Source organism: Enterocloster citroniae (assembly GCF_040545455.1).
GTDB classification, from domain to species: domain Bacteria; phylum Bacillota; class Clostridia; order Lachnospirales; family Lachnospiraceae; genus Enterocloster; species Enterocloster citroniae.
In genome coordinates this window covers 43276-63181 of record NZ_JBEPLZ010000023.1, presented here as the reverse complement: position 1 = coordinate 63181, position 19906 = coordinate 43276, and the positions used below count along the sequence as shown (strand labels likewise).

General features: G+C 49.0%; 22 protein-coding genes. 4 read left to right on the top strand and 18 right to left on the bottom strand.

Translation table 11 applies throughout. The features are described 5' to 3' along the window. Positions 1 to 3 precede the first annotated feature (3 nt). A complete protein-coding gene (locus ABID13_RS22610; RefSeq protein ID WP_082082540.1) occupies positions 4 to 615 on the top strand; it encodes a class I SAM-dependent methyltransferase in 612 nt (203 codons plus the stop codon). Here ABID13_RS22610 and ABID13_RS22605 read toward each other — a convergent pair. The 7 genes from ABID13_RS22605 to ABID13_RS22575 all read right to left on the bottom strand — a co-directional run bounded on the left by ABID13_RS22605 (position 602) and on the right by ABID13_RS22575 (position 7621). Further along, positions 602 to 1987, bottom strand: a complete 1386-nt coding sequence (locus ABID13_RS22605; RefSeq protein WP_048929614.1) for a GntR family transcriptional regulator — start codon at positions 1985 to 1987, stop codon at positions 602 to 604. The two genes, ABID13_RS22610 and ABID13_RS22605, sit on opposite strands and share 14 nt — an antisense overlap. A 126-nt stretch (positions 1988 to 2113) precedes the next feature. Continuing rightward, positions 2114 to 3799 (bottom strand): methyl-accepting chemotaxis protein, encoded by a 1686-nt coding sequence (locus tag ABID13_RS22600; protein WP_048929454.1) that lies wholly within the window; start codon positions 3797 to 3799, stop codon positions 2114 to 2116. A gap of 175 nt (positions 3800 to 3974) precedes the next feature. Beyond that, positions 3975 to 5069 (bottom strand): bifunctional glycosyltransferase family 2/GtrA family protein, encoded by a 1095-nt coding sequence (locus ABID13_RS22595; protein WP_048929455.1) that lies wholly within the window; start codon positions 5067 to 5069, stop codon positions 3975 to 3977. Next, a complete protein-coding gene (locus tag ABID13_RS22590) occupies positions 5066 to 5341 on the bottom strand; it encodes a hypothetical protein (RefSeq protein WP_048929456.1) in 276 nt (91 codons plus the stop codon). Before ABID13_RS22590 ends, ABID13_RS22595 begins: the two co-directional genes overlap by 4 nt. Next, a complete protein-coding gene (locus tag ABID13_RS22585) occupies positions 5334 to 6401 on the bottom strand; it encodes a phosphodiester glycosidase family protein (protein ID WP_053095343.1) in 1068 nt (355 codons plus the stop codon). Before ABID13_RS22585 ends, ABID13_RS22590 begins: the two co-directional genes overlap by 8 nt. Before the next feature lie 36 nt (positions 6402 to 6437). Next, positions 6438 to 6827: a S8 family serine peptidase gene (locus ABID13_RS22580; RefSeq protein ID WP_242849240.1), complete on the bottom strand. Its 390-nt coding sequence runs from the start codon at positions 6825 to 6827 to the stop codon at positions 6438 to 6440. A gap of 38 nt (positions 6828 to 6865) precedes the next feature. Beyond that, entirely contained in the window at positions 6866 to 7621 is a 756-nt protein-coding gene (locus tag ABID13_RS22575) for a hypothetical protein (protein ID WP_242849230.1), read from the bottom strand. A gap of 292 nt (positions 7622 to 7913) precedes the next feature. On the opposite strand from ABID13_RS22575, the gene ABID13_RS22570 reads away from it, so the two are divergent. Both ABID13_RS22570 and ABID13_RS22565 read left to right on the top strand, forming a co-directional pair. Continuing rightward, positions 7914 to 8252: a DUF1016 N-terminal domain-containing protein gene (locus ABID13_RS22570; protein ID WP_048929460.1), complete on the top strand. Its 339-nt coding sequence runs from the start codon at positions 7914 to 7916 to the stop codon at positions 8250 to 8252. A 15-nt stretch (positions 8253 to 8267) separates the two neighbouring features. Next, entirely contained in the window at positions 8268 to 8732 is a 465-nt protein-coding gene (locus ABID13_RS22565) for a recombinase zinc ribbon domain-containing protein (RefSeq protein ID WP_048929461.1), read from the top strand. A 121-nt stretch (positions 8733 to 8853) separates the two neighbouring features. On the opposite strand, the gene ABID13_RS22560 is transcribed toward ABID13_RS22565, so the two are convergent. The 10 genes from ABID13_RS22560 to ABID13_RS22515 all read right to left on the bottom strand — a co-directional run bounded on the left by ABID13_RS22560 (position 8854) and on the right by ABID13_RS22515 (position 18159). Then, the gene (locus ABID13_RS22560; protein ID WP_048929462.1) at positions 8854 to 9885 is read right to left on the bottom strand and encodes an AbrB family transcriptional regulator; all 1032 of its coding nucleotides are present in this window, start codon (positions 9883 to 9885) and stop codon (positions 8854 to 8856) included. A 3-nt stretch (positions 9886 to 9888) separates the two neighbouring features. Continuing rightward, a complete protein-coding gene (locus ABID13_RS22555; RefSeq protein ID WP_048929463.1) occupies positions 9889 to 10389 on the bottom strand; it encodes a LeuD/DmdB family oxidoreductase small subunit in 501 nt (166 codons plus the stop codon). Between the two features lie 18 nt (positions 10390 to 10407). After that, the gene (locus ABID13_RS22550; protein ID WP_048929464.1) at positions 10408 to 10905 is read right to left on the bottom strand and encodes a LeuD/DmdB family oxidoreductase small subunit; all 498 of its coding nucleotides are present in this window, start codon (positions 10903 to 10905) and stop codon (positions 10408 to 10410) included. A gap of 3 nt (positions 10906 to 10908) precedes the next feature. Further along, positions 10909 to 12168, bottom strand: a complete 1260-nt coding sequence (locus ABID13_RS22545; RefSeq protein WP_048929465.1) for a 3-isopropylmalate dehydratase large subunit — start codon at positions 12166 to 12168, stop codon at positions 10909 to 10911. Further along, entirely contained in the window at positions 12165 to 13178 is a 1014-nt protein-coding gene (locus ABID13_RS22540) for a hypothetical protein (RefSeq protein ID WP_048929466.1), read from the bottom strand. Before ABID13_RS22540 ends, ABID13_RS22545 begins: the two co-directional genes overlap by 4 nt. Before the next feature lie 12 nt (positions 13179 to 13190). Further along, positions 13191 to 14285, bottom strand: coding sequence for a M24 family metallopeptidase (locus tag ABID13_RS22535; protein WP_048929467.1), 1095 nt, complete (start codon positions 14283 to 14285; stop codon positions 13191 to 13193). A gap of 1 nt (position 14286) precedes the next feature. Further along, positions 14287 to 14787 carry a LeuD/DmdB family oxidoreductase small subunit gene (locus ABID13_RS22530; protein ID WP_048929468.1) on the bottom strand — a complete coding sequence of 167 codons (501 nt, stop codon included), beginning with the start codon at positions 14785 to 14787 and terminating at the stop codon, positions 14287 to 14289. Positions 14788 to 14798: 11 nt separating this feature from the next. Further along, on the bottom strand, positions 14799 to 16040 hold the full coding sequence (locus ABID13_RS22525; RefSeq protein WP_048929469.1) for a 3-isopropylmalate dehydratase large subunit: 1242 nt from the start codon (positions 16038 to 16040) through the stop codon (positions 14799 to 14801). Between the two features lie 3 nt (positions 16041 to 16043). Further along, positions 16044 to 17231, bottom strand: a complete 1188-nt coding sequence (locus ABID13_RS22520) for a 4Fe-4S binding protein (protein ID WP_048929470.1) — start codon at positions 17229 to 17231, stop codon at positions 16044 to 16046. A gap of 196 nt (positions 17232 to 17427) precedes the next feature. After that, positions 17428 to 18159 (bottom strand): IclR family transcriptional regulator, encoded by a 732-nt coding sequence (locus tag ABID13_RS22515; protein WP_048929471.1) that lies wholly within the window; start codon positions 18157 to 18159, stop codon positions 17428 to 17430. 282 nt (positions 18160 to 18441) lie between these two features. Here ABID13_RS22515 and ABID13_RS22510 point away from each other — a divergent pair, with 282 nt between their 5' ends. After that, positions 18442 to 19404 carry a 2-keto-3-deoxygluconate permease gene (locus tag ABID13_RS22510; RefSeq protein ID WP_048929472.1) on the top strand — a complete coding sequence of 321 codons (963 nt, stop codon included), beginning with the start codon at positions 18442 to 18444 and terminating at the stop codon, positions 19402 to 19404. Between the two features lie 200 nt (positions 19405 to 19604). Here the strand turns inward: ABID13_RS22510 and ABID13_RS22505 are convergent, their stop codons facing one another. Then, a complete protein-coding gene (locus tag ABID13_RS22505; protein ID WP_082173840.1) occupies positions 19605 to 19808 on the bottom strand; it encodes a LysR substrate-binding domain-containing protein in 204 nt (67 codons plus the stop codon). Positions 19809 to 19906 lie beyond the last annotated feature (98 nt).

Here is a 19906-nt window from a genome sequence, read left to right as displayed (position 1 = left end):
ATAATGAATAAGTTTTTTCAAAACACATGCAAACCCCAGGGGGCTGTGGGAAAACTGATGGTGACCATGATGAATAAGGGGCATGCCGGCCTGGCTGGCTGGGGGCTTTCCCATCTCGCCCTGAGAGACGGAATGGATATACTGGATATTGGCTGCGGAGGCGGGGCCAATCTGGCTGCCATGCTCTTGGCCGCACCTCAAATCAATGCCGTGGGCATGGACTACTCCTCCGTAAGTGTGGAAAAATCCAGGCAAACCAATAACGCGGCTGTTCGGGCCGGCCGCTGCCGGATCATCCAGGGAGATGCCTCTGCCCTGCCCTTTGAAGGCAATTCCTTTGATCTGATCACTGCCTTTGAGACTGTCTATTTCTGGCCGGAACTGGATTCCTGCTTCAGGCAGGTCTGCCACACCCTGCGCACCGGCGGCATTTTCCTGATCTGCAATGAAGAATCAGATCCCGAAAACGACAGATGGTCCAAGCTGATTCAGGGCATGACCATTTACAGCGGGGAGGATCTAAAAGACCGTCTGGAAAAGGCTGGTTTTGCGGATGTCTCCTATGAATATGAAGAAAAACGCCATTGGCTATGTATCACTGCTAAAAAAGCATGACCCCGGCCTTCTCATACTCGCGTTCCATCAGTTCTTTCCAATGATCCGCAAACTTTTCCCACTGCCCTTTTTTCAGGTACTCAGCCGCCGCCCAGGTCATCTGAGCATATTCCTCCTGCAGACGCTGTTCACCGGCCCGGTATAATACAAAGGGATATCCCCACACCAAAAACTCCTCCAGCCTGACGTAGCATTCCCTTACCGTGGCCAGCGGACACTGGCTGCGGATAAAATCAATTGCCAGTTTAAAGCAGTACTGGCACTTGTGCCTGTTAACTATATCCGCAAATTTCTCTGCCAGGCGCTGGCGTTCCTCCGGTTCCACATGCTCCAATGTGTAAAGGAATACCGGGCGCACAGTCAATGCCATGAACTGCAGGCTGTCCCGGTAGAGACGGAATCCCTCCCTTATCTCCGGCCGTTGAAAATCAATTGACCCTATGGTCATTAAGACCCGGGACCCCTTTCCCTGGTAGGAGTGGATGATCCCAAGGCTGTTGAGGATACTGACGGCCCTGCGTAAGGTCCGGTATGATACATCCAATTGTTCTGACATGGTGGGCAGGGACGGCAGGAAGCTTCCAATTGGATAGGTTCCTTTTATGATCTCAAAAATGATTCGGGACACCAAGGTATAGCAAAGCTGCGGCCTCTGCCGGTATACACTCCACCGGAAAGGAATCTGCTCCCTGCCCTTTAAGCCGTATCTCTCCTCCGCCTGGGAACAGAAAGCCAGCAGGCGCTTTAAGCCGCGGCCGAAATCCTCTTCAAAGGCCGCCCTCATAAACACGGTGTCATTCTCTTCCCCATGGGTCAGTAACTCCCTGTCCCTTTCCCGATGCGCATCATAACCGGACAGATAGGGAAAGCGGATATACCGGAGAAGTTCCCAATAAAAATTAAGGATCAGTTTGTTCTGCAATGCGGCAAAGGCGTAGATATGCAGACGGGTGGAGACAGACAGATCCACGTTTGCCGCCTGGGCCAGTTTTTGCTTTAGCCTCCCCCATGTCTCCTGATCAAGGCTGCCCTGGGCGTATTCCCAGATCGGTTCAATGAGCAATCTGCCGGAATGGCAAAAATCCACCATTCCCTCCCGTCTTGGCACGAAATACAGAGCAGCGTTTTCATTAATACGCTCGTCATTTACCTGGTATATGACCTTTGCCGCTTTTCGGGACTCGATCCTGATATATCCCTTCTCCTCCAAACGCGAAAATGCGGCCCGCACTGTCCGGGGAGCCATCTGAAAACTTTCTCCTATTTTGGAAATGGAGGGCAGCAGCTCACCGTACCGGCACGCCCCCATTAATATCCTAGTCTCATAATAATCGCAGACCAGATTATAGATCATGTTCTCGCTGTCTGTCAAAGATTTTCTCCCCTTTATCTTTTTTGTGGCTTTTATTATATCATACAAAAAATGCAATAAAAAGAAAAACATCTCTGGACGTTATCAAAGATACCGTTCACCAAAGATGTCTTCTTTTCTGCAGGTCTATGCGCCTTCTTCCAGCTTAAAGTAATCAACTAATCCCCTTAGAAACTGTGCCTGGGAGGACAGTTCCTCGCTGGCCGCAGCGCTCTCCTGCGCTGTGGCGGAATTGGTCTGCACCACCCCGGATATTATATTGACCGATTCGGAAAGCCGGAGGATCGCATCCGACTGATCCGTGGAAGCTTCCGCAATATCATTAAGGGAATCCGTCACGCCCTCAACTCCCCGGACTACTTCAGTCAGGGAAACCGCTGTCTTATTTGCGATCTTCTTTCCATCTTGAATGGTCTGAAGGGAGCTTTCGATCAATGCAGCCGTGCTCTTGGAAGCAGATGCGGATTTATCCGCCAGGCTGCGCACCTCTTTTGCCACCACTGCAAAGCCTTTCCCCATTTCCCCCGCCCGCGCTGCTTCCACAGATGCGTTCAGGGCAAGAATGTTGGTATGGAATGCAATGTCCTCAATCGTCCTCATAATTGTTCTGATCTCACCGGAACCTTTACTGATCTCTGACATTGCGCCCAGAAGCTCCTCCATACAGACGCTGCTCTCCAATACCTTTGACCGGACCATACCGGATCGTTCACTGGAGTTCTTTGCATTTTCCGTGTTTCTGACCACCTGATCCGATATGTTTCTGATGGTGCCGGAAAGCTCCTCCACCGATGCAGCCTGCTCCGTTGCCCCCTGGGCCAGGGTCTGGGCCCCCTGGGAAACCTGTTCGGATCCAGCCGCCACCTCTCTGGCCGACTGGTTGATCTGAAGCAGGGTACTGCTTAACCTGCTGTTGATCTTTTCCACGGAGACCAGCATCTGATTCAGGTCCCCCAAATAGCGCTCTTTCTGATTGCTGCGCACCTTTAAATTTCCTTTGGACATTTCAGACAAAAGATATGTTTCATCCTGAATGACCGAAGACAGCGTGGCAACCATGCTGCGCATATCATCCGCAAGATTTCCCAGTTCATCCTTTGACCGGTATGTAATCCGTATGGCGGAAAAATTCCCTTCGGACAGGCTGCGGGCCGCCTGCTCCAGTTCCCTGACCGGCTGTGTAATGCCCCGCGCAATACAGAATCCAAACCCGGCGCTGATGATTATACCTGCAATTCCCAGCACGGCCATTGATGTCACTGCATTGATCTGCCGCTCCCTCAATCCCGCAACCAGGACTTCCCCCTTTGTGTTCCCATTCTCTATCAGGTGGTTCAGCTCTGTCTGTGCTTCCCTGATCACAAGGATATTGTTCTTTTCCATGTAATCAGCCGCTTCCGCTTTCTTATTCCGGCTTGCCAGGTCCAACACCTTCTCACGCATGGGCGTCAGTTTTGTGAGAGCCGCATCCAGCCGTGCAATGATCTCCTTATCACCCATAAAGTGCTGTTCGATGACCGGAAGCTGCTCCTGGATGGCCCGGGCCGCGTCCTCTGCGTTTTCCATTGCCTCGTGTATGATCTCAGGGTTTGTATTGGATATGGATCTGTAAACGGATTTCTGCATTCCTTCAAAATTTGCATTCACAATATTGGCGCTGCTGTTAACCGTAAAGGGACCATTGTAAAATGTCTGGATCTGTCCCCCCAGCTTCACCAGATCCACAATACTAACCACACATCCCGCGATCAGCATGGTTATGATGACCGCATACGAGATAAATAACTTATTTGCTACCTTAAAGTTTTTCATGGCTCTCCCGCCTCCGAATTTTTATTCGTATTCTAATGCATATATGGACAGAGTTTTGCATTAAAATGATTATAGCATGAATCAAGATCATAGACAACAACAGAAAAATACCGAAAAAGCACAAAGAAAAAGCGCCAATGGACCGGTATCGCCGGAACCAGCTGACGCGCCTCCTTTACTGTGCCTGCCTAATCTCCTTTTTCCCAAAAATCATAAACCGCTGTATGATAAAGCTGAGGGCAAATAAGGATAATTCCGCACACAGCTTTGCCCTTGCCTTCCCCATCCGCCCATATACCACCAGCCATGATAATAAAGCCGTATTGATACAGAGAACTGCCAGGGCCAAACTAAAATACTGCAGCCCTGCTTTTAGGCTGCTGCCCTTGTGATGAAATACATATTTTCGATTCCAGCAAAAATTGCAGCAGGCGCTGATGACCCGGGCAGCCGCGTTGCTGACCGCCACGGCTGCGACCATCTCTGCTCCAACCCGTGACAATCCTGCACAAAACAAAAGGAAAAGTCCATAATCCACGGCAAAGGAAGCCATGGAAGAACATGCGAATTTTATAATATTCCAATAGATCCGTACGGAGTCCCTTATCACCCGAAAATGGGATGACTCATTCTGATCCAAGTACACGGTCTCTATTCCCACCTCCTCAAATTTGATCCTTCTCTTTGACAGCTGCATCAGCGTGTTCATCTCAAATTCATACCGCTCTCCCCTGATGCGAAGCAGCAGGGGGATCAGCCGGACATGGAATGCCCGAAGGCCAGTCTGGGTATCACTGAGAAACGTACCTGTTACACAGTAAAATATAGCACACGTAATTGCATTTCCAAATTTGCTCCTGAAGGGGACTTCCCCTGAAAAGCTTCGGACTCCCAGAACCATCCGGTGTTCATACCCCTGGGCTGCATGCAGGACCCGCAGGATATCCTCCGCCTTGTGCTGTCCGTCTGCATCGGCGATAACGATCGTTTTTGCCTCTTTTCTGTTCTTTCTTATGTAGTCCAGCGCTGTCTTGACAGCCCTCCCCTTTCCTCTGTTCGTTCTATGGAACAGCACCGTGGCATATTCTGCTGTCCGCCCAAAGAGTGTGCACAATCCTTTTTCGCTGCCGTCATTTACAACAATGATCCCAATCCCAGGATACCCTGACAGTCCCTTTACCAGGGACAGCAGCCTGAAATCAGGTTCAAATGCCGGTATTACGACATAATTACATATCCCCGGCTCTCTGTTTTCCTGTGCTGCCCTCAATCTGATCCCTTCCCTTCCCCATCCGTCTCCTCTGCCCGTTTGGGGGCGGGAAGCCCTATCAGGACCGTCCCCTTTTCACCACACTGCTGCCAAACCCGGAGAATCCCATGAATCAGTACCAAGAAGCAGAATACGATCTGCACCGTATTTGAGACAAAACAATCCATAAATCCCATGAGAGGATTTAACTGGTCCAGTACCCACAGTGTGCCCACCCACAGGGACATGATGATCGTAATGTGTGGAAGTATCCGATCTATTTTCTTATTCATCTGATCCCGCCTTTCCAATATAAATTATGTCACTGATATCCCGTCCCCCGCCGGCCGGACGGTTTACATACTGCCCATCCCAGACCATGGATGAGGATTTTCCTCCATCCAGGTTATAGGCCAGCACGCAGCCCTCATCCTTCATGATCCTGGCAAACTCCGTCATTGACGCCCCTTTGGAATAACCTGTATTTCTTCCGTCCACCACCACAAATTTGTAGTGGCCCGGTGCCACATACCCAATTCCGCATCTGGGATTCTCCTTATTCAGATAGGCGGTGGTCCGGAATGCCTCCTTTATCTCCCCATCCTCAAGCAGAGAGGGGCCAAAATTCCAGACCTGCCATACATCTCTTTCAAGGATTCCCAACCGGTTGAATTCTTCCGGTTCATAAACTGCCATGGTCCCGTCATAAAAAAGGACACAGATCTCCGCATCGCCCACTTCAGAGCGGTACAAGATTCCGTTTCTGACAACGATCCCGCTTTCACTGTTTCCATAGGAATCCCCGGATACTGCCAGAAGTGCCTGGTGATCCTCAGCCATCTCAAGAGTGGATTCCCTCATATTCTTGCCATAACTTCCAAGGGCAAAGGCCGTCCTTAGCTGCCGGATGGATGTCAGATACAAATCCGCCGTATAATAGGTAATGGCATTGTTCCCTGTTCCCAGACGGGTCTTCTTAACCCACACCTGCATGGTCCCATCGCTGATGGTATAAAGTTCTGTTTCTTCCTTTTCAGCCGTTTCCGGCTGTTCTGCATCCCGGTCCGAGGCAATTGACCTGGTATTGGAATTGCCGTTTCCGGGTCCGCCCCGGCGCTTTGTATTTGTTTGTTCCGGGGATCTTCGTTCCTGGTTCTTTGGTCCTGTGCCTTCACGGCCCTGCTGCGGGAGCTCAAATCCTTCTCCTTCCATCTCCCGGGTATCGAGGATCACCGTGCCTGCGTCCTTGTCCTTACGGGGCAGTATATAGAAATATAAAAGGAATCCCCACACACAGACCAGGGCAATGAGGAAATCAATGCAAAGTACCTTGATGAATTTTTTTCTATCCATGAATCCTCCTTTTCAGGGCCGCTTTAATAACTCTGACTAAGGGCCAGAAATATTCTCACCATAGGAATACACCAAGGCGGCTGCCGCGGAGACCATTGGCGCGGCCATGGAAGTGCCGGTCATATAACTGTATCCCTGATCTGCCGTGGTGCTGAGTATGTATGTACCCGGAGCCGCCAGATCCACGGAATCCGAACCGTAATTGGATCTGCCGCACAGTGTTCCGTCATAGCTTAAATTAGCCACAGAGATCACATTGGGAAGATCAAAGGATGCCGGGTAACAGGGGGATACCTCTAGATCCATCCCTGTTCCTGTCTGTTCATCCCCATTCCCTGCCGATACCACAAACAGCAGGCCGGATCGTGCCATGGTCTGATACAGCGCCTGGTCGTAGGATGTGGTAGACAGGCTTAGATTGCAGATAGATGCTCCGTTGTCCTGTGCATACTGAATGGCCCGGATCAGGGATGTCGTATCTCTATACCATTGCCTGATATTTCATCTTCATTGATCCATATGGAACCGCTTAACTCCTGATGGGATATGTCCACCCCGGTATCGATGAGCGCGATCACCACCTCCCGGTTCCCTTCCCGTATAAATCCCAGGCTTCCTCCACGTTTATATCGATCCCTGCCACTGCTCCCGCCTCGGCATCCGCACTTGCCGCGGATATGATTCCGTGACCGGGATATCCTGCAAATGCCTGACCCAGCGTCCCGGCAGGATCCATTTTTACCGGGTGTGATCCCCCTAACTCCCGGGAACGTGTTCTGGGGTGTTCCCGAAGGCATGTTCCCGGACGTTCCCCAAGGAGCGCTCCCGGACATTCCCTGTTGTGGTCTCTGCCAATGTCCCGGGGCGGACGGCTGGGTAAAAGGCCGGTCAAATACAGGAAAGCGGTTTTGCTCATCCTCCATCTGAAATGTCCCGTCATTGGACAAAGCCCACTGCTCTCCTGCCAGCGTATCACTGGCTTTCATATGTATAGACCTGGAAGGAGCCATCCCCGTAAAATGCCAGCAGCTGCAATCCGTCATTGGCCGTTCCTGTTCCACGGACTGTTCCCTCTGCCTCCTTCTCCTCTCCGCCTGCTCCCTGACTGCTGCCCGAACTACGCCGCCCCAGCCCGGGGGATATGTGTGTATTAACAATCCTGTGCAAAGGATACCGGCTGCCAAAAGTAAAACAGGATAACTGCCCTTCTTTTTTACCACCTCCGCTTATTTTCCTGCTGACATCCTAACAGCTTAAGCTGAAACACACCTTAAAAATCAGGGTGTAAAATCATGAACTATCTGTGAAACAAAAAAGATGCGCCAAGAGACACTTCACATAAGGAAGTGTCTCTTTTTCAGCATTTTAAAGAATTTGTAATGACAGTTGGATATGATGAATTTGGAGGAATAACTAAATATATTGGAGGAAACCACAATGAAAATCGTTATTTGAGCAATTTGACGGTATTAAACAACAGGCAGAAGAAATTATATCATTGGAGGAATATAAGTGGCAGATAGAGAGGTCGGCTTTGTTGTGAATGATGAATACAAAGCATGGATAGAAACTATAAAGAGCAAGATAAAGCATAGTCAGATAAAAGCTTCTGTGAAAGTGAATTATGAGATGCTTGATTTATATTGGGATATAGGCAGAGATATTGTTGCAAAACAGAAACATGCTAAATGGGGCGATGCATTTCTTACAACAATGAGCAGGGATTTGAAGAAAACTTTTCCAAATATGTCAGGTTTTTCGGTACAAAATTTAAAAAGCATACGTTATTGGTACAGATTTTACAACTCTGATGAAAATGGCTTACAAGCTGTAAGCCAATTTGCAGTTTGAAAAATTCAATGATTTATGCAATTGATTTTCCACCGCTGCTATATTAGTTTAAAAGAGGTAAGTGTTTGCAATATAAGATACTTTTTCTGCTCCAACTACTGTAAGAATACGGAAAACTGTACCGCACATTACATCCGTGAAAAGGTTGTTTATGCTTTAGTACTTGAAAGTCTGCAGCGAGTTCTGTTCTATGTACAGGCGTTTGAAAAGCAATTTGTGCAGGAGCAGCTTGATAAACCGAGTGAGGAACAGAAAAAGGAACTTGCAAAAAAGCGGCGTGAGTTAGCCAAATCCGAAAAACGTATTGCTGAACTTGATGTATTATTTCAGCGGATTTACGAAGATAATGTATCGGGCAAACTGAGTGATGAGCGTTTTGCGATAATGTCGGCAAATTACGAAGGGGAGCAAAAAACATTAAAAGAGGCTCTCTCACAGTTGAAAGCCGATATTGAGACACAGGATGATAAAACGGCATAGCCACGAATAGCTATACCGTAATTTGATACAGAGATGCCCTCGTACCTTGTTTTTTCTTAATGTATGTTTGCCTGTTCCACGGATTGCATGGATTGTGCAGACCATACGGATTATGCCTGTTTCAAGGCATCTGTATAAAAAGTGGAAGGCACCGCGCCAGCACCGGAGTCATGAGCAGCACCGTCACCATACGCAGCACCTGGAAAATGGTGACTATATCCGCATCTGCACCGTACTCCATGGCCACCATGATCGTGGGGGGAAGCCCTGCCGGGCAGCAGCTGAGGATACATGTAATCTTATCCCACTGTGTTAGCTTCATTAAAAGATGCGCCATCAGGATTCCACTACCCGTTACCAGCAGGCTAAGCAGGATGATCGGTATGATATAATGTGGAAATCCCATCATACTTTCCCTGGATATAGATGCCCCCGTAAGGCCTCCGATACCAATCTGCACCAGTGTCTGCAGGTTCCGGTTTATCCTGCATTCCAGACCGGCCCCCCGCACAGCAGTTCCCACCACCATCATAGGAGCCAGGATGGTGGCCGCCGGTATGTGCAGCAGTCCAAATATTCCCGCCCCTGCCAGGGAAAGTACGATCAGCAGGCACCACAGAGGCAGGGATATTCCCTTTCCCCTTAGATGATCCATTTTTCTTTCTTCCGGATCCTTCTTACGGTATCTTGCTGCCAGGGATGAAAAGAATGTCATGGAAATAAGCATCCTGGAGGATTGGAGCAGAACCGTCACAAAGGGATCCGAGCGGTAACTGAGAGACATCAGAGTGATCTCAGCCATTCCCCCGGGCATGGCTGCAAAAAAGGCAGTCTCCCTGTCAACCCCCGTTGCTGTCAGAATACAGATACCTGCAAGGGACAGCAAAATAAGCCAGGCCACATAGACAATGATCTGACGGTATACTCCTTTCAGACTGTGATTCATACGCAGCCCCAAAAGGATTCCGGTAACCACGGATAACATTGGCTTTTGGAATGCGGGTACGGACAGATGAACACCGGAAAGAGCCAGAACCATAAAGCAGGCAACAGGACCTAAAATGGCAGGAGCAGGCACTTTTAAGCGTCTGCCTGCCATATATCCCAGAAAACTTAAACACCAAAATATTACAAAGTTCGCAAAAGCTGTCATAGATCAAACGTTCCACTGATCAATGCGCGGGCCAAAGGCAATCAGTCCTCCTGCCTCCAGCATTTCCATCAAAAACGGATCCACCGGGCGTGCCTGCAATACGTCTCCTGTGGTCTCATTTTTTATCTTCCCTATGGTCATATCCACGGACAGGCAGTCTCCATCCGACACATGGTCTGTAATTCCCGGACACTCCATAAGGGGAAGCCCTACTTCAAAGGCATTTCTGTAAAATAATCTTGAAGCATACTCTACCACAACCGCTCCCACTCCTGTGGCCTTGATGGCCTTTGGGGCCACTGCCCTGCCGGAGGACTGGCCGAAATGCTTTCCGGCCACCAGGATATCTCCTTTTTGGACCTTCTTTGGAAACTCCGGATTATAGTTTTCCAATACATGCCTTGCCATCTCCTCCATGTCGCCCAAGGCGCGGTCCACTCTTACGATCTGATCCGTGGGAATATTGTCGCCAAATTTCCACACCCTACCTTTTATTTCACTCACTGTATCACCACCAAATTCCTATATTTGATATTCGTCAATTCTGGGTCCAAAGGCGATCAGCCCTCCGGCTTCCAGCATTTCCATGAGAAAGGGATCAATGGGTCTGGCCCTGAATTCCCTTCCCGTTGTTTTGTTCACAATGATCCCACTCTCCATATTAACATAAAGAATATCTCCATCACTGACCCCCTGGGTGATTCCCTCACATTCCAAAAGTGGAAGACCTATCTCAAAACAATTCCTGTAAAACAGACGTGATGCATACTCTGTAATCACTGCGCCCACGCCTGTGGCCTTAATAGCCTTTGGAGCCACTGCACGGCCTGAGGACTGGCCAAAATGTTTTCCAGCCACCAGGATATCGCCCTTTTTTACATGTTTCGGAAATTCAGGGTTCAGGTTCTCCAGCACGTGTTTGGCCATCTCCTCAATGCTGAGCAATACCCTGTCAGCTTTTACGATTTGGTCTGTTGGTATATTATCACCGAATTTCCAGCACCGGCCTTCTCTCTCCATCTGTCATCCCTCCAAAAATTCCCTGGGATCCGTCACACATCCTTTTACAGCTGATGCCGCTACGGTATATGCCGAACTCAGGTACATGATTGCCTCGGGACTACCGTTTCTTCCCGGGAAGTTGCGGGCATGGGTAGAGATCATGGACTCATGCTTTGACATTGCCCCCATATTAATGGCCTGGTTGGAACCTGTACTGGCGGGGAACCAGGATGCTCCGGCCTGGTGGAAGATCTCCACGATCCCTTCCTTCAGGCACTGTTCAAATGTTTCCCTGCTGCTGGGAACCGCGTTAAATTTCACCTCTGGAGCCAGCTTGCGCCCCTTAAGGATTTCCGCCGCCTGTCTGAAATCCTCCAAACGCGCGCCTCCGTGGCCGCCTAATTCCGCCCACTGGACCGGCCTTCCGCCAAAGCCCTCTGCTGGTTTTACATTGCCAAGGGTAGGGGAAGCGGCAACCTGGGGTTCCAGATCGCTGATGTCAAAGCTCAGCACCTTCTCATACTCGCAATCCGGATCAGAGGTGATCACCTCAAATGGCTCATCCGTATACTGTTTGATAAATTCTGCGGTCTTCTCATCCGGATCAATAAAGCCGCACTTTCCACCTACATCAATGGTAATCAGCGGGAACAGCCATCTGTCCCACACATCCAGATCCTTGATATACTGGCCTGTAAAATGCAGCGCGCGGTAAACAGCTCCTCCCTCTCCGATCTGCCCTGTAAGCCACAGCGCCACATCCCTTGGTGTCACTCCCGGCCTGGTGCTTCCTGTAAGCTCGATCTTAATGGTCTTCGGCACCATAAACCAGGCTTTCCCATAGGCCATCACGGTAGCCGCGTTGGAATTATTCCCCAGTCCAGTGGCAAAACACCCCATAGTGCCATGGACCGGGGTATGACTGTCAGAACCTACCACAATGGTGCCCGGACGCACAAAACCGTTGCGCACCCCAACGTTGTGGATATTGCCTGAACCGCAGTCAAAGAGATTAATATGATACTTTCTGGCAAATTCACGGTTGCGCTCCAACACCTCCGCCCTCTGTTCCGTGGGCGGGGAGAAATGGTGGTCAAAAACCATGGCCACACGTTCCGGGTAACGCATTTCCTTTTTAACCTCGTTTTCAAATACATTGGCAGTAATATAACCGCTCAGGTCGTGAAGCAGCAGGGTGTCAACATTTGCAACCACCACGTCCCCTGGCTTTACTTCCTTTTTTCCACTGGCTTTTGCCAGGATTTTTTCTACCATGTTCATAAAACAACTGCCCCCTTATCTGTAATGCGGTACATATTGCTGCAGTAAATGCCGCTTTCATTGTCAAATACTTCCACGGACAGGACCTGTCCCTCGGCAATTTCCCATACGCTCTGGTTTAGATCTGAAACAGTGTCTGATGCCACATGTCTGAGTGTAACCTCAACACTGCCGGTCCCATGGGGCATCTCCGCCCCCGGCACCAGTTCCACGGCCACTGCTTCCAGCTGACTGTCTGTCTCATTTGTATCTATCCCAAACGTCTTTGTAAGGCTGACCCAGACTCCCAGATACTGCATCAGCCCATAAACAGCCCATCTGCCCTTGGCGTCCTCAAGGGTGACGGGCAGTCCGAATTCCTTTCCCCTGTGGGAGACATAAAGCACAATATCCATGGCGCCGTTTTTCCTGGCCGCATACTCGATTTCTGCCGCCACGGTTTTGGAGTTCCCGCCCTGTGCATATTCCTTTCCGCCTTGTTCAAACGCATGGCGCAGGATACCCACCGCCTTTGCGGCCGTCTCCCTGTACGGCTCATCTGCTGTCTGTAAAAGCTCTGTCTTTATATCATCCATTACAACCAGTTCAAATCCCTGTTCCACAAGGGCAGCGGCCAAATCGGCCATAACGTATGTTCCGATCACTCCGATCCGTCCGCCCTGGGGGAAACGCTCCTTCAGGGACTGGGCCGTCCTGGCCGGGACCTTGAATCCGGAAGCCAGCAGCTTCTCCTCCTCAATCCCAGTCAAGGTATGGATCCAGGGGTTGACGCGGTTATTGTGGCCCGTCACCATATAGACCTCATGTTCTGTAACCACTGCCGCACTGTTGCACCAGTATGGCGTATAATTCACATAGTAGGATAACTCATCTGCCGAATACACATCACCGTATATCACAACCGCCTTTGCACCTGCCTTGGCAGCTGCTTCCATCAGTGCCTGTCTTCTCTTTTCCAGGGCGGACAGAGGAAGCAGATTTTTATCCCAATCCATATATCCACGCTTCATATAATCCTCCTTCTACACCTCAAACAGTTTGCGCTCTGTAACGGAAAGCAGTTCATAGCCATCCTTTGTGATCAGTACCGGATCCCCAAATACCATATAGCCGCACAGCGGGCTGAAGGTATTGGGATGTATGACCACCACCATGTTTTCTTTTAAAACCAGATCCGTTGATTCCAACACCAAAGGCATCTCATCCAGGTCCAACCCGTGGCCATGGCCCCTTACCCTGGTATACTTTTCCGTACAGTATTCACCGTAGCCATACTTGCGGAACACATCGTTTTCCGCTTTTGCCACATCACGGATATTAACACCGGGGCGTATCATATCAAAACCTGCCTGCTCTGCTTCCAGGAAAATCTCAAATGCCTTTTTCTGGTTGTCACTAGCCTTTCCCTTTACACAGGTACGGCAAATCTGGGCCCACCAGCCATTGACCTGGGGCGTCACCTCGGTGCGCACCATCTGGCCGGGCTGGGCCACGCGCATCATGGGAGGCGTCATACCGCGCACTTCATCGCCGCCCGTGGCCAGCAGCATAAAGCAATCCTCTGCACCGTGGCGTTTGATATAATGCTCCACCTCTGCTACGATCTGGTATTCGTTGAGACCATCCGCCACGCCCTTCATAAACACGGTCCATGCCTGGTCCGCCAGGCTTACGGCCTGTCTCAGATATCCGATCTCTTCCTCTGTCTTCTGCATCCTGGCAGTTTCCAGCCTGCCTTCTCCCGGAATGCAGGCAGTTCCCGCCAGATCAACGGCCCGGGCCAGATCCAGGGGTATATACTTTTTCCCGGACACTGCCAGGTTCTTTACCCCCGCTTCCTTCAAAAGCTTGGTCACAGTACCGTAGGGGTCGGTGCCGTGAACATGCACCTTGCTTAATAAGGGCTTATTTTTACACTGATCCCAGTCTGATCCATAAATAATATGGGTCTCATCTGTTTTCGTCAGATACAGGATCACTCCAAATGGTCCGATAAAATTTTTCTCTGTCAGGAAACGGTAATTCTCCTTATGCCACTGGGGACTGTAGACCATGAATCCATCAGCGTTCAGATCGGATGTGATCCTCCTGAGCAGTTCGATCTTCTGAACCTTCATCCTATTTCCCCTCCATCTCAGCTTTAAGTTTATTTAACAAACCTCCTGCCGTCATAATATCCAGAAGAAAGTCCGGAAGCACCATACCCTTAGTTTCTGTTCCCTGTGTTATGTTTCTGATGATCCCCTTTGAAAGGTCCGCCTCAAGTTCATCCCCCATCCGGCAGAAGCCGCAAATATCAGCGCATTCAATAATGGGAAGTCCTATATTGATGGCATTGCGGAAAAATATCCGTGCAAAACTGTCGGCGATCACCAGTTCCACCCCTGAAAATTTAAGGGCTCTGGGCGCCCATTCACGGCTGGAATTACAGCCAAAGTTCTGGGCTGCCACCATGATTGATCCGTTCTTTATCTTTTCATGGAACCGGGCATCAATATCTTTCATACAAGCTGAGGCCAGTCCCTGAGGTGTTACCGCTGTCACATGGGTGGAGGATGCGATCTGCTCCGCAGCCACATTTGGCCCGTAAACACCAAATACCTTGTTATGTATTACCATATTCATTCACCTCAAATCTTTCTAGGATCCATAATCCTGCCGCTTACAACAGATGCTGCCACAACTGCCGGGGAAGTCAGGTAAACCTGAGATGTTGGATCTCCCATTCTTCCTACCATATTACGATTGGATGTGCTGAGACACACTTCATGTTTCCCTAACAGCCCATAATGACCGCCTGCGCACGGCCCGCACTGTGGATTACACCAGATAGCCCCTGCATCCAGAAAATCCTGGACGATCCCCTCTTCAATACATTGTCTGAAAATGGCCCTGGATCCCGGGATGACCTGCAAACGTACATTGGAGGAGATCTTTTTGCCCTTGATGATATCACGTGCAATTCGGAAATCTTCCATTCTTCCATTGGTGCAGGTGCCAAGGAGAGCTCTGGTAAAAGGCGTTCCCTCCACTTCACCGACCGGCACGGAATACTGGGAACCTCCTGGTTTAGCCACCATTGGTTCCAGTTTGCTTCCATCTATATTGTAGACCTTATCGTAGACTGCATCCGGATCAGAATGTACGATTTCAAAGGTGCGGTCGGTTCTCTCCTTAATAAATTCCACAGTCTTTTCATCCGCTTCTATGATCCCATTTTTTGCGCCTGCTTCAACAGCCATATTACAAAGGGAACAGCGGGAATCAATACTGAGCTGGCGGATGCTGCTTCCCCTGTATTCAATGGCCTTATAGCTTGCCCCATCCGTTCCTAAAAGGGTCATGACATAAAGGGCCAAATCTTTTCCGTATACATAGTTTGGAAGTACTCCATCAATATTGATAAGGATCGCACTGGGAACTTTCATCCAGATACTGCCCTTATTAAATACCCATGCCATCTCCGTAGCCCCGATCCCTGTGGAAAATGCACCAAAGGCACCGTAAGTCGTGGTGTGGGAATCCGTTCCCACATATGCATACCCGGGAAGGATATGGCCTTTTTCCGGCATGATCTGATGGCAGATCCCTTCTGAGTTATAGAGCGGAAGATCATATTCCTGTGCAAAACGGATGGTGTCGGTAATCAGATCCGCATCCATTACTTTGCTGGGCGGTGTGCCATGGTCCACCAGGATAATTGCCTTGTCCTTATCCCATATTTTCAGGCCCAGCTTACGGAACTCTGAAAAAAACAGAGGCCCCTGCTTTTCAACTGTAAATGCCCCATCTACCTTAACCTCGATGATCTGACCTGGCTCCACATAGTCCAGCCCGGCCGCTTTGGCCATGATTTTTTCAGTTATATTCATGTTCTATTTTCCTTTCTTTAACACATATGTGATTGCATCCTTGGGACATACACCCCGGCAAAAGCCGCATCCAACACACAAGTCTTCATCCACTGCACATTTCTTTGCAGCGCTATCATAGGTGATGGCGTCACAATGAGCGATCGGCATACACTGCCTGCATCCCACACAGCTTGTTTCATCGACCAGAGCCGTGATATCCCCGTAGTCCATTTCCCCGGGAGCACATACATACTTTGTGGCAAGTCCCACCATTTCATCAATAGAGCGATAACCGCATTCATCCATAAACCGTCCCAGTCCGTCCAGGATCTCCTTTCCGATCCCAAATCCTTTTTGCATAACAGGGACACACATCTGGACAGCTGATGCTCCGTACATAATTGTTTCCACCACATCCCGCCATGTGTATAATCCGCTTCCTCCAATGACAGCCTTTCCAGTGTTGGACCAGTATACATCGCATATAAAGCGGTCGGAAGCGCGTTTGGACCAGGGTCCGCTGATGGCTCCAAAATTTCCCTTTTCACTTCCCGGATACAGCATCTTCCCACCGTGATAAATATCCAGTCCCGGGGCACTGCGGTAGGATGCATGAACATTCAGGATATCCGCGCCTGCCTCTGCCACGGCTTTGGACACCGGCATCAGCTTTCCGCTCTCTGTGTTTAACTTTGCAATTACCGGGATCTTCACCGCCTGTTTCACTGCAGCCACAACCGTTCTGCAGGAGTCGGGATCCGCCCCGAGATTGGCCCCAAGGACCGCCTTTGTCTTCGCATCAGCTGTCAGCAGGTTTGGACAATTGAAATTCAGTTCAATGGCATCCGCTCCTGCCTGTTCCATCATGTGGGACAGTTCTCCCCAGGACTCCACCTGATTAGGAATTCCCGACAAGTTTACCGCTATCTTAAGCTCGGTCTGTTCTTTGGCTTTCCTGATAAGATCCAGAGCATACTCAGGCTCAAGGCGGGGATCCCCGCTAACAATCACTCCAATCTTAGAATCAAAAAACCATCTCGGCTTTGCCTCAAATTTCTGCCAGGCCATTGTATGCTTCAGACTGACAGCAGCAAACCCGTTCTCCTCAGCTTCTTTTAGATGTTCCAGTTTTGAACTGATCGGACCTGACGCGATCATTAAAGGGTTTTTCATTTTAAAACCGCCAACATTCACTTCCATTGAACTCATAAACATAACCTCCTCATTTGTTGTCCCATTTAACGGTATATCTGTCCCATTTATGAATATAGCACGTTCCATTTTGCAATGCAAGATGTTTTTACAAAAATGTTTTAATTCTGATTTTGACAAAAAATGAAAACCCTAAACGCAAAAAAATAAGACGGCTGTGTATGAACCGTCTTATTTACAGATAAACCGTATTCTATCTTAAAAGTTCCAATCCCGCTTTTTGGGATGCCTCCCGGAGCATTTTAATATACATGTCCTTCACATCTTCCGAGTAGGAAGAGATCACACTGTTAACGGAAAGCGCTCCCAGTGTCTCCCTTGTGATCCCGCTGACAATGGGAACCGCAATGGACCAGCAGCCCTCATAGCGCTCCTCCATACTAACCGCGTAACCATCCTGCCGGCATGTTTCAACCTTGGCAATGACCTCTTTTTTATTAGCCGCCGTAATGATGCCGTTCTCCTCACCATATATCAAGGCCTTTCCAAACTTTAGCGGAGAAAGGGACGCAGTGAGAACGCGGCCTGTGGAACCGCTGAACAAGGGTCCCCTCTCTCCCATATGCACATTGTTGATGGCGCGCTTTCTTCCCTCAACCCTGTAAATACAGATCCGCTCCATGTTTTCTAAAACATTCACGGAAACCGTTTCCTGCGTTTTTTCCGCAATCTCCTTCACAAGTGGAATCATTACCTCCAGGAAATCCGTATTTTGATTAGAACTCAGACATAACAGCTGAAGTTTCTGGGAGATGGAATATCCCTTATCCTGTCTATACACGATCATTCCGGATTTTTCCATGCTCTGGAGAATCCTATGGACCGTACTTCTTGGAAGTCCTGTCAGTTTCTGGATCACGCTGACACTGTTGGTTCCTTTTGTCTTTCCAACGGCTTCAAGTACTGTAAAAATTTTCTCTGTCATAACTACCACCTGTTCTAAAAAGTTTATGTTGGCACATGCCCCCACCATGCCGCCAGTTTTATATAATCATATTATTAAATTTAAAAAAAAGCAATCTATTCCGACCAAGCCTTTTACTGCCGTATCACGAATTATGACATTTGTATATTTTCCTCTTGCATTTCTCAAACTTTTTTGCTACAATCCCGTTATACAGTATAGCTGTCCCACTATGCGGTATGCATAAAGTTCATGTTATGAATGATTTATTTAAGATTTCTTGGAGAATGAAAGGAGATAGTTATGAAAATCAGTATCATGAAAACCATGCAGAAAATCCCCAGTGGGCTTCTAATTGTTCCTTTGCTTATTTCTGCTGTATTCAACACGCTCTTCCCTGATTTTTGGAAAACCCTTGGAGGCCCAAGCGAAGGTCTGTTCAAGTCTGGTACATACTGTGTCATCGGCCTAATGCTTTTTTCCAGTGGAGCCACTGTTTCAGCTAAAAAGCTGGGCTACATTCTAAAATACGGTGCTACCTATGCAATATTCAAACTTTTTATTATCTTTGGGGCAGGCACCCTGTTCCTGCACTTGTTTGGAGTGGATGGCTTCTGGGGTATATCTGCCTTTGCATTCATCCCCGCTATCTGCTATATGAATCCCGGGCTATTCATGACACTGGCCCAGCAGTACGGAGAGCCCGAGGATATTGGCATGATGCTTCTTCCACAGCTGTTCTGTATGTCCGTATGGTCCATCCTTGTATTCAATCTTTCCAGCGGAGCAGATGTCAACTGGATGTCCGCTGTCAACGTATTGATACCGTTTTTCCTTGGTATGCTGCTGGGGAATCTGGATCCTGACTTTATTAAATTTATAAAGCCCGCTTCCACCATCTGTCTTATGCTGATGGGCTTTGTATTCGGAGCTGCCATCAATTTAAAAACAGCGTTCCATGCCGGGCTTCGGGGCATTGTCCTCTCGATCATTGTGCTGCTCATCAATCTGCTATTCATGTATCTGCTGGCGGACAAGGTCATCCTTAAACGGCCCGGCTGGTTTGGAGCCGGTCTATGTGCCACAACAGGTGTTGCCTGTGTGGACCCGTCCCTCATGGCAGCTGGAAATGAGGCATATGCAGCCTATATACCGGAAGCTGTCTCCCTCCTTGCCCTCACCTTTTTGATCACCACCCTTATATGCGCCGTTATGTGCAGGGTGATCTCCAATAAATCAAAAAAGGAAGCCGAACAGGCCTCCTAAGAATATGTATCGTAATCATATATGATATTTAAACTGCCGCGGCTATGTAATAAGCCGCGGCAATTGGCATATGCTCATTTATTACCGCTTCCGCCGTCTTCAGCCGGTCATTGACAAACGCATTGGCAGTCATGGCAATGATCCGTGATCCCCATCATTTTCAGCAGTTCAACCGCGATTTCCTGGTTTGATTAATTTTCTCATGGAAGCCGCTCTCTATTTGCCGTCAAATACTCAATAAAGTATTTGACGGCAATAGGCAGACTGTTTTTGTCCTTGTACGCAACCCCAATGGTACGGTAAACAGGCGGGTCAATAGGAATGTATACGATATTGTAATTGGTACGCCGGAGCACAAGTTCGGCCAGGATACTGATCCCAAGCACAGCCTCAACCATTGTCATAATGGCATAACCTTCTTCCAACAGGATAAACGGTTCTCCGGTAAGTTCCTCCAACCCCACAACGACAGGGTATTTAGGGGGAACCAGGCAGCTATCTG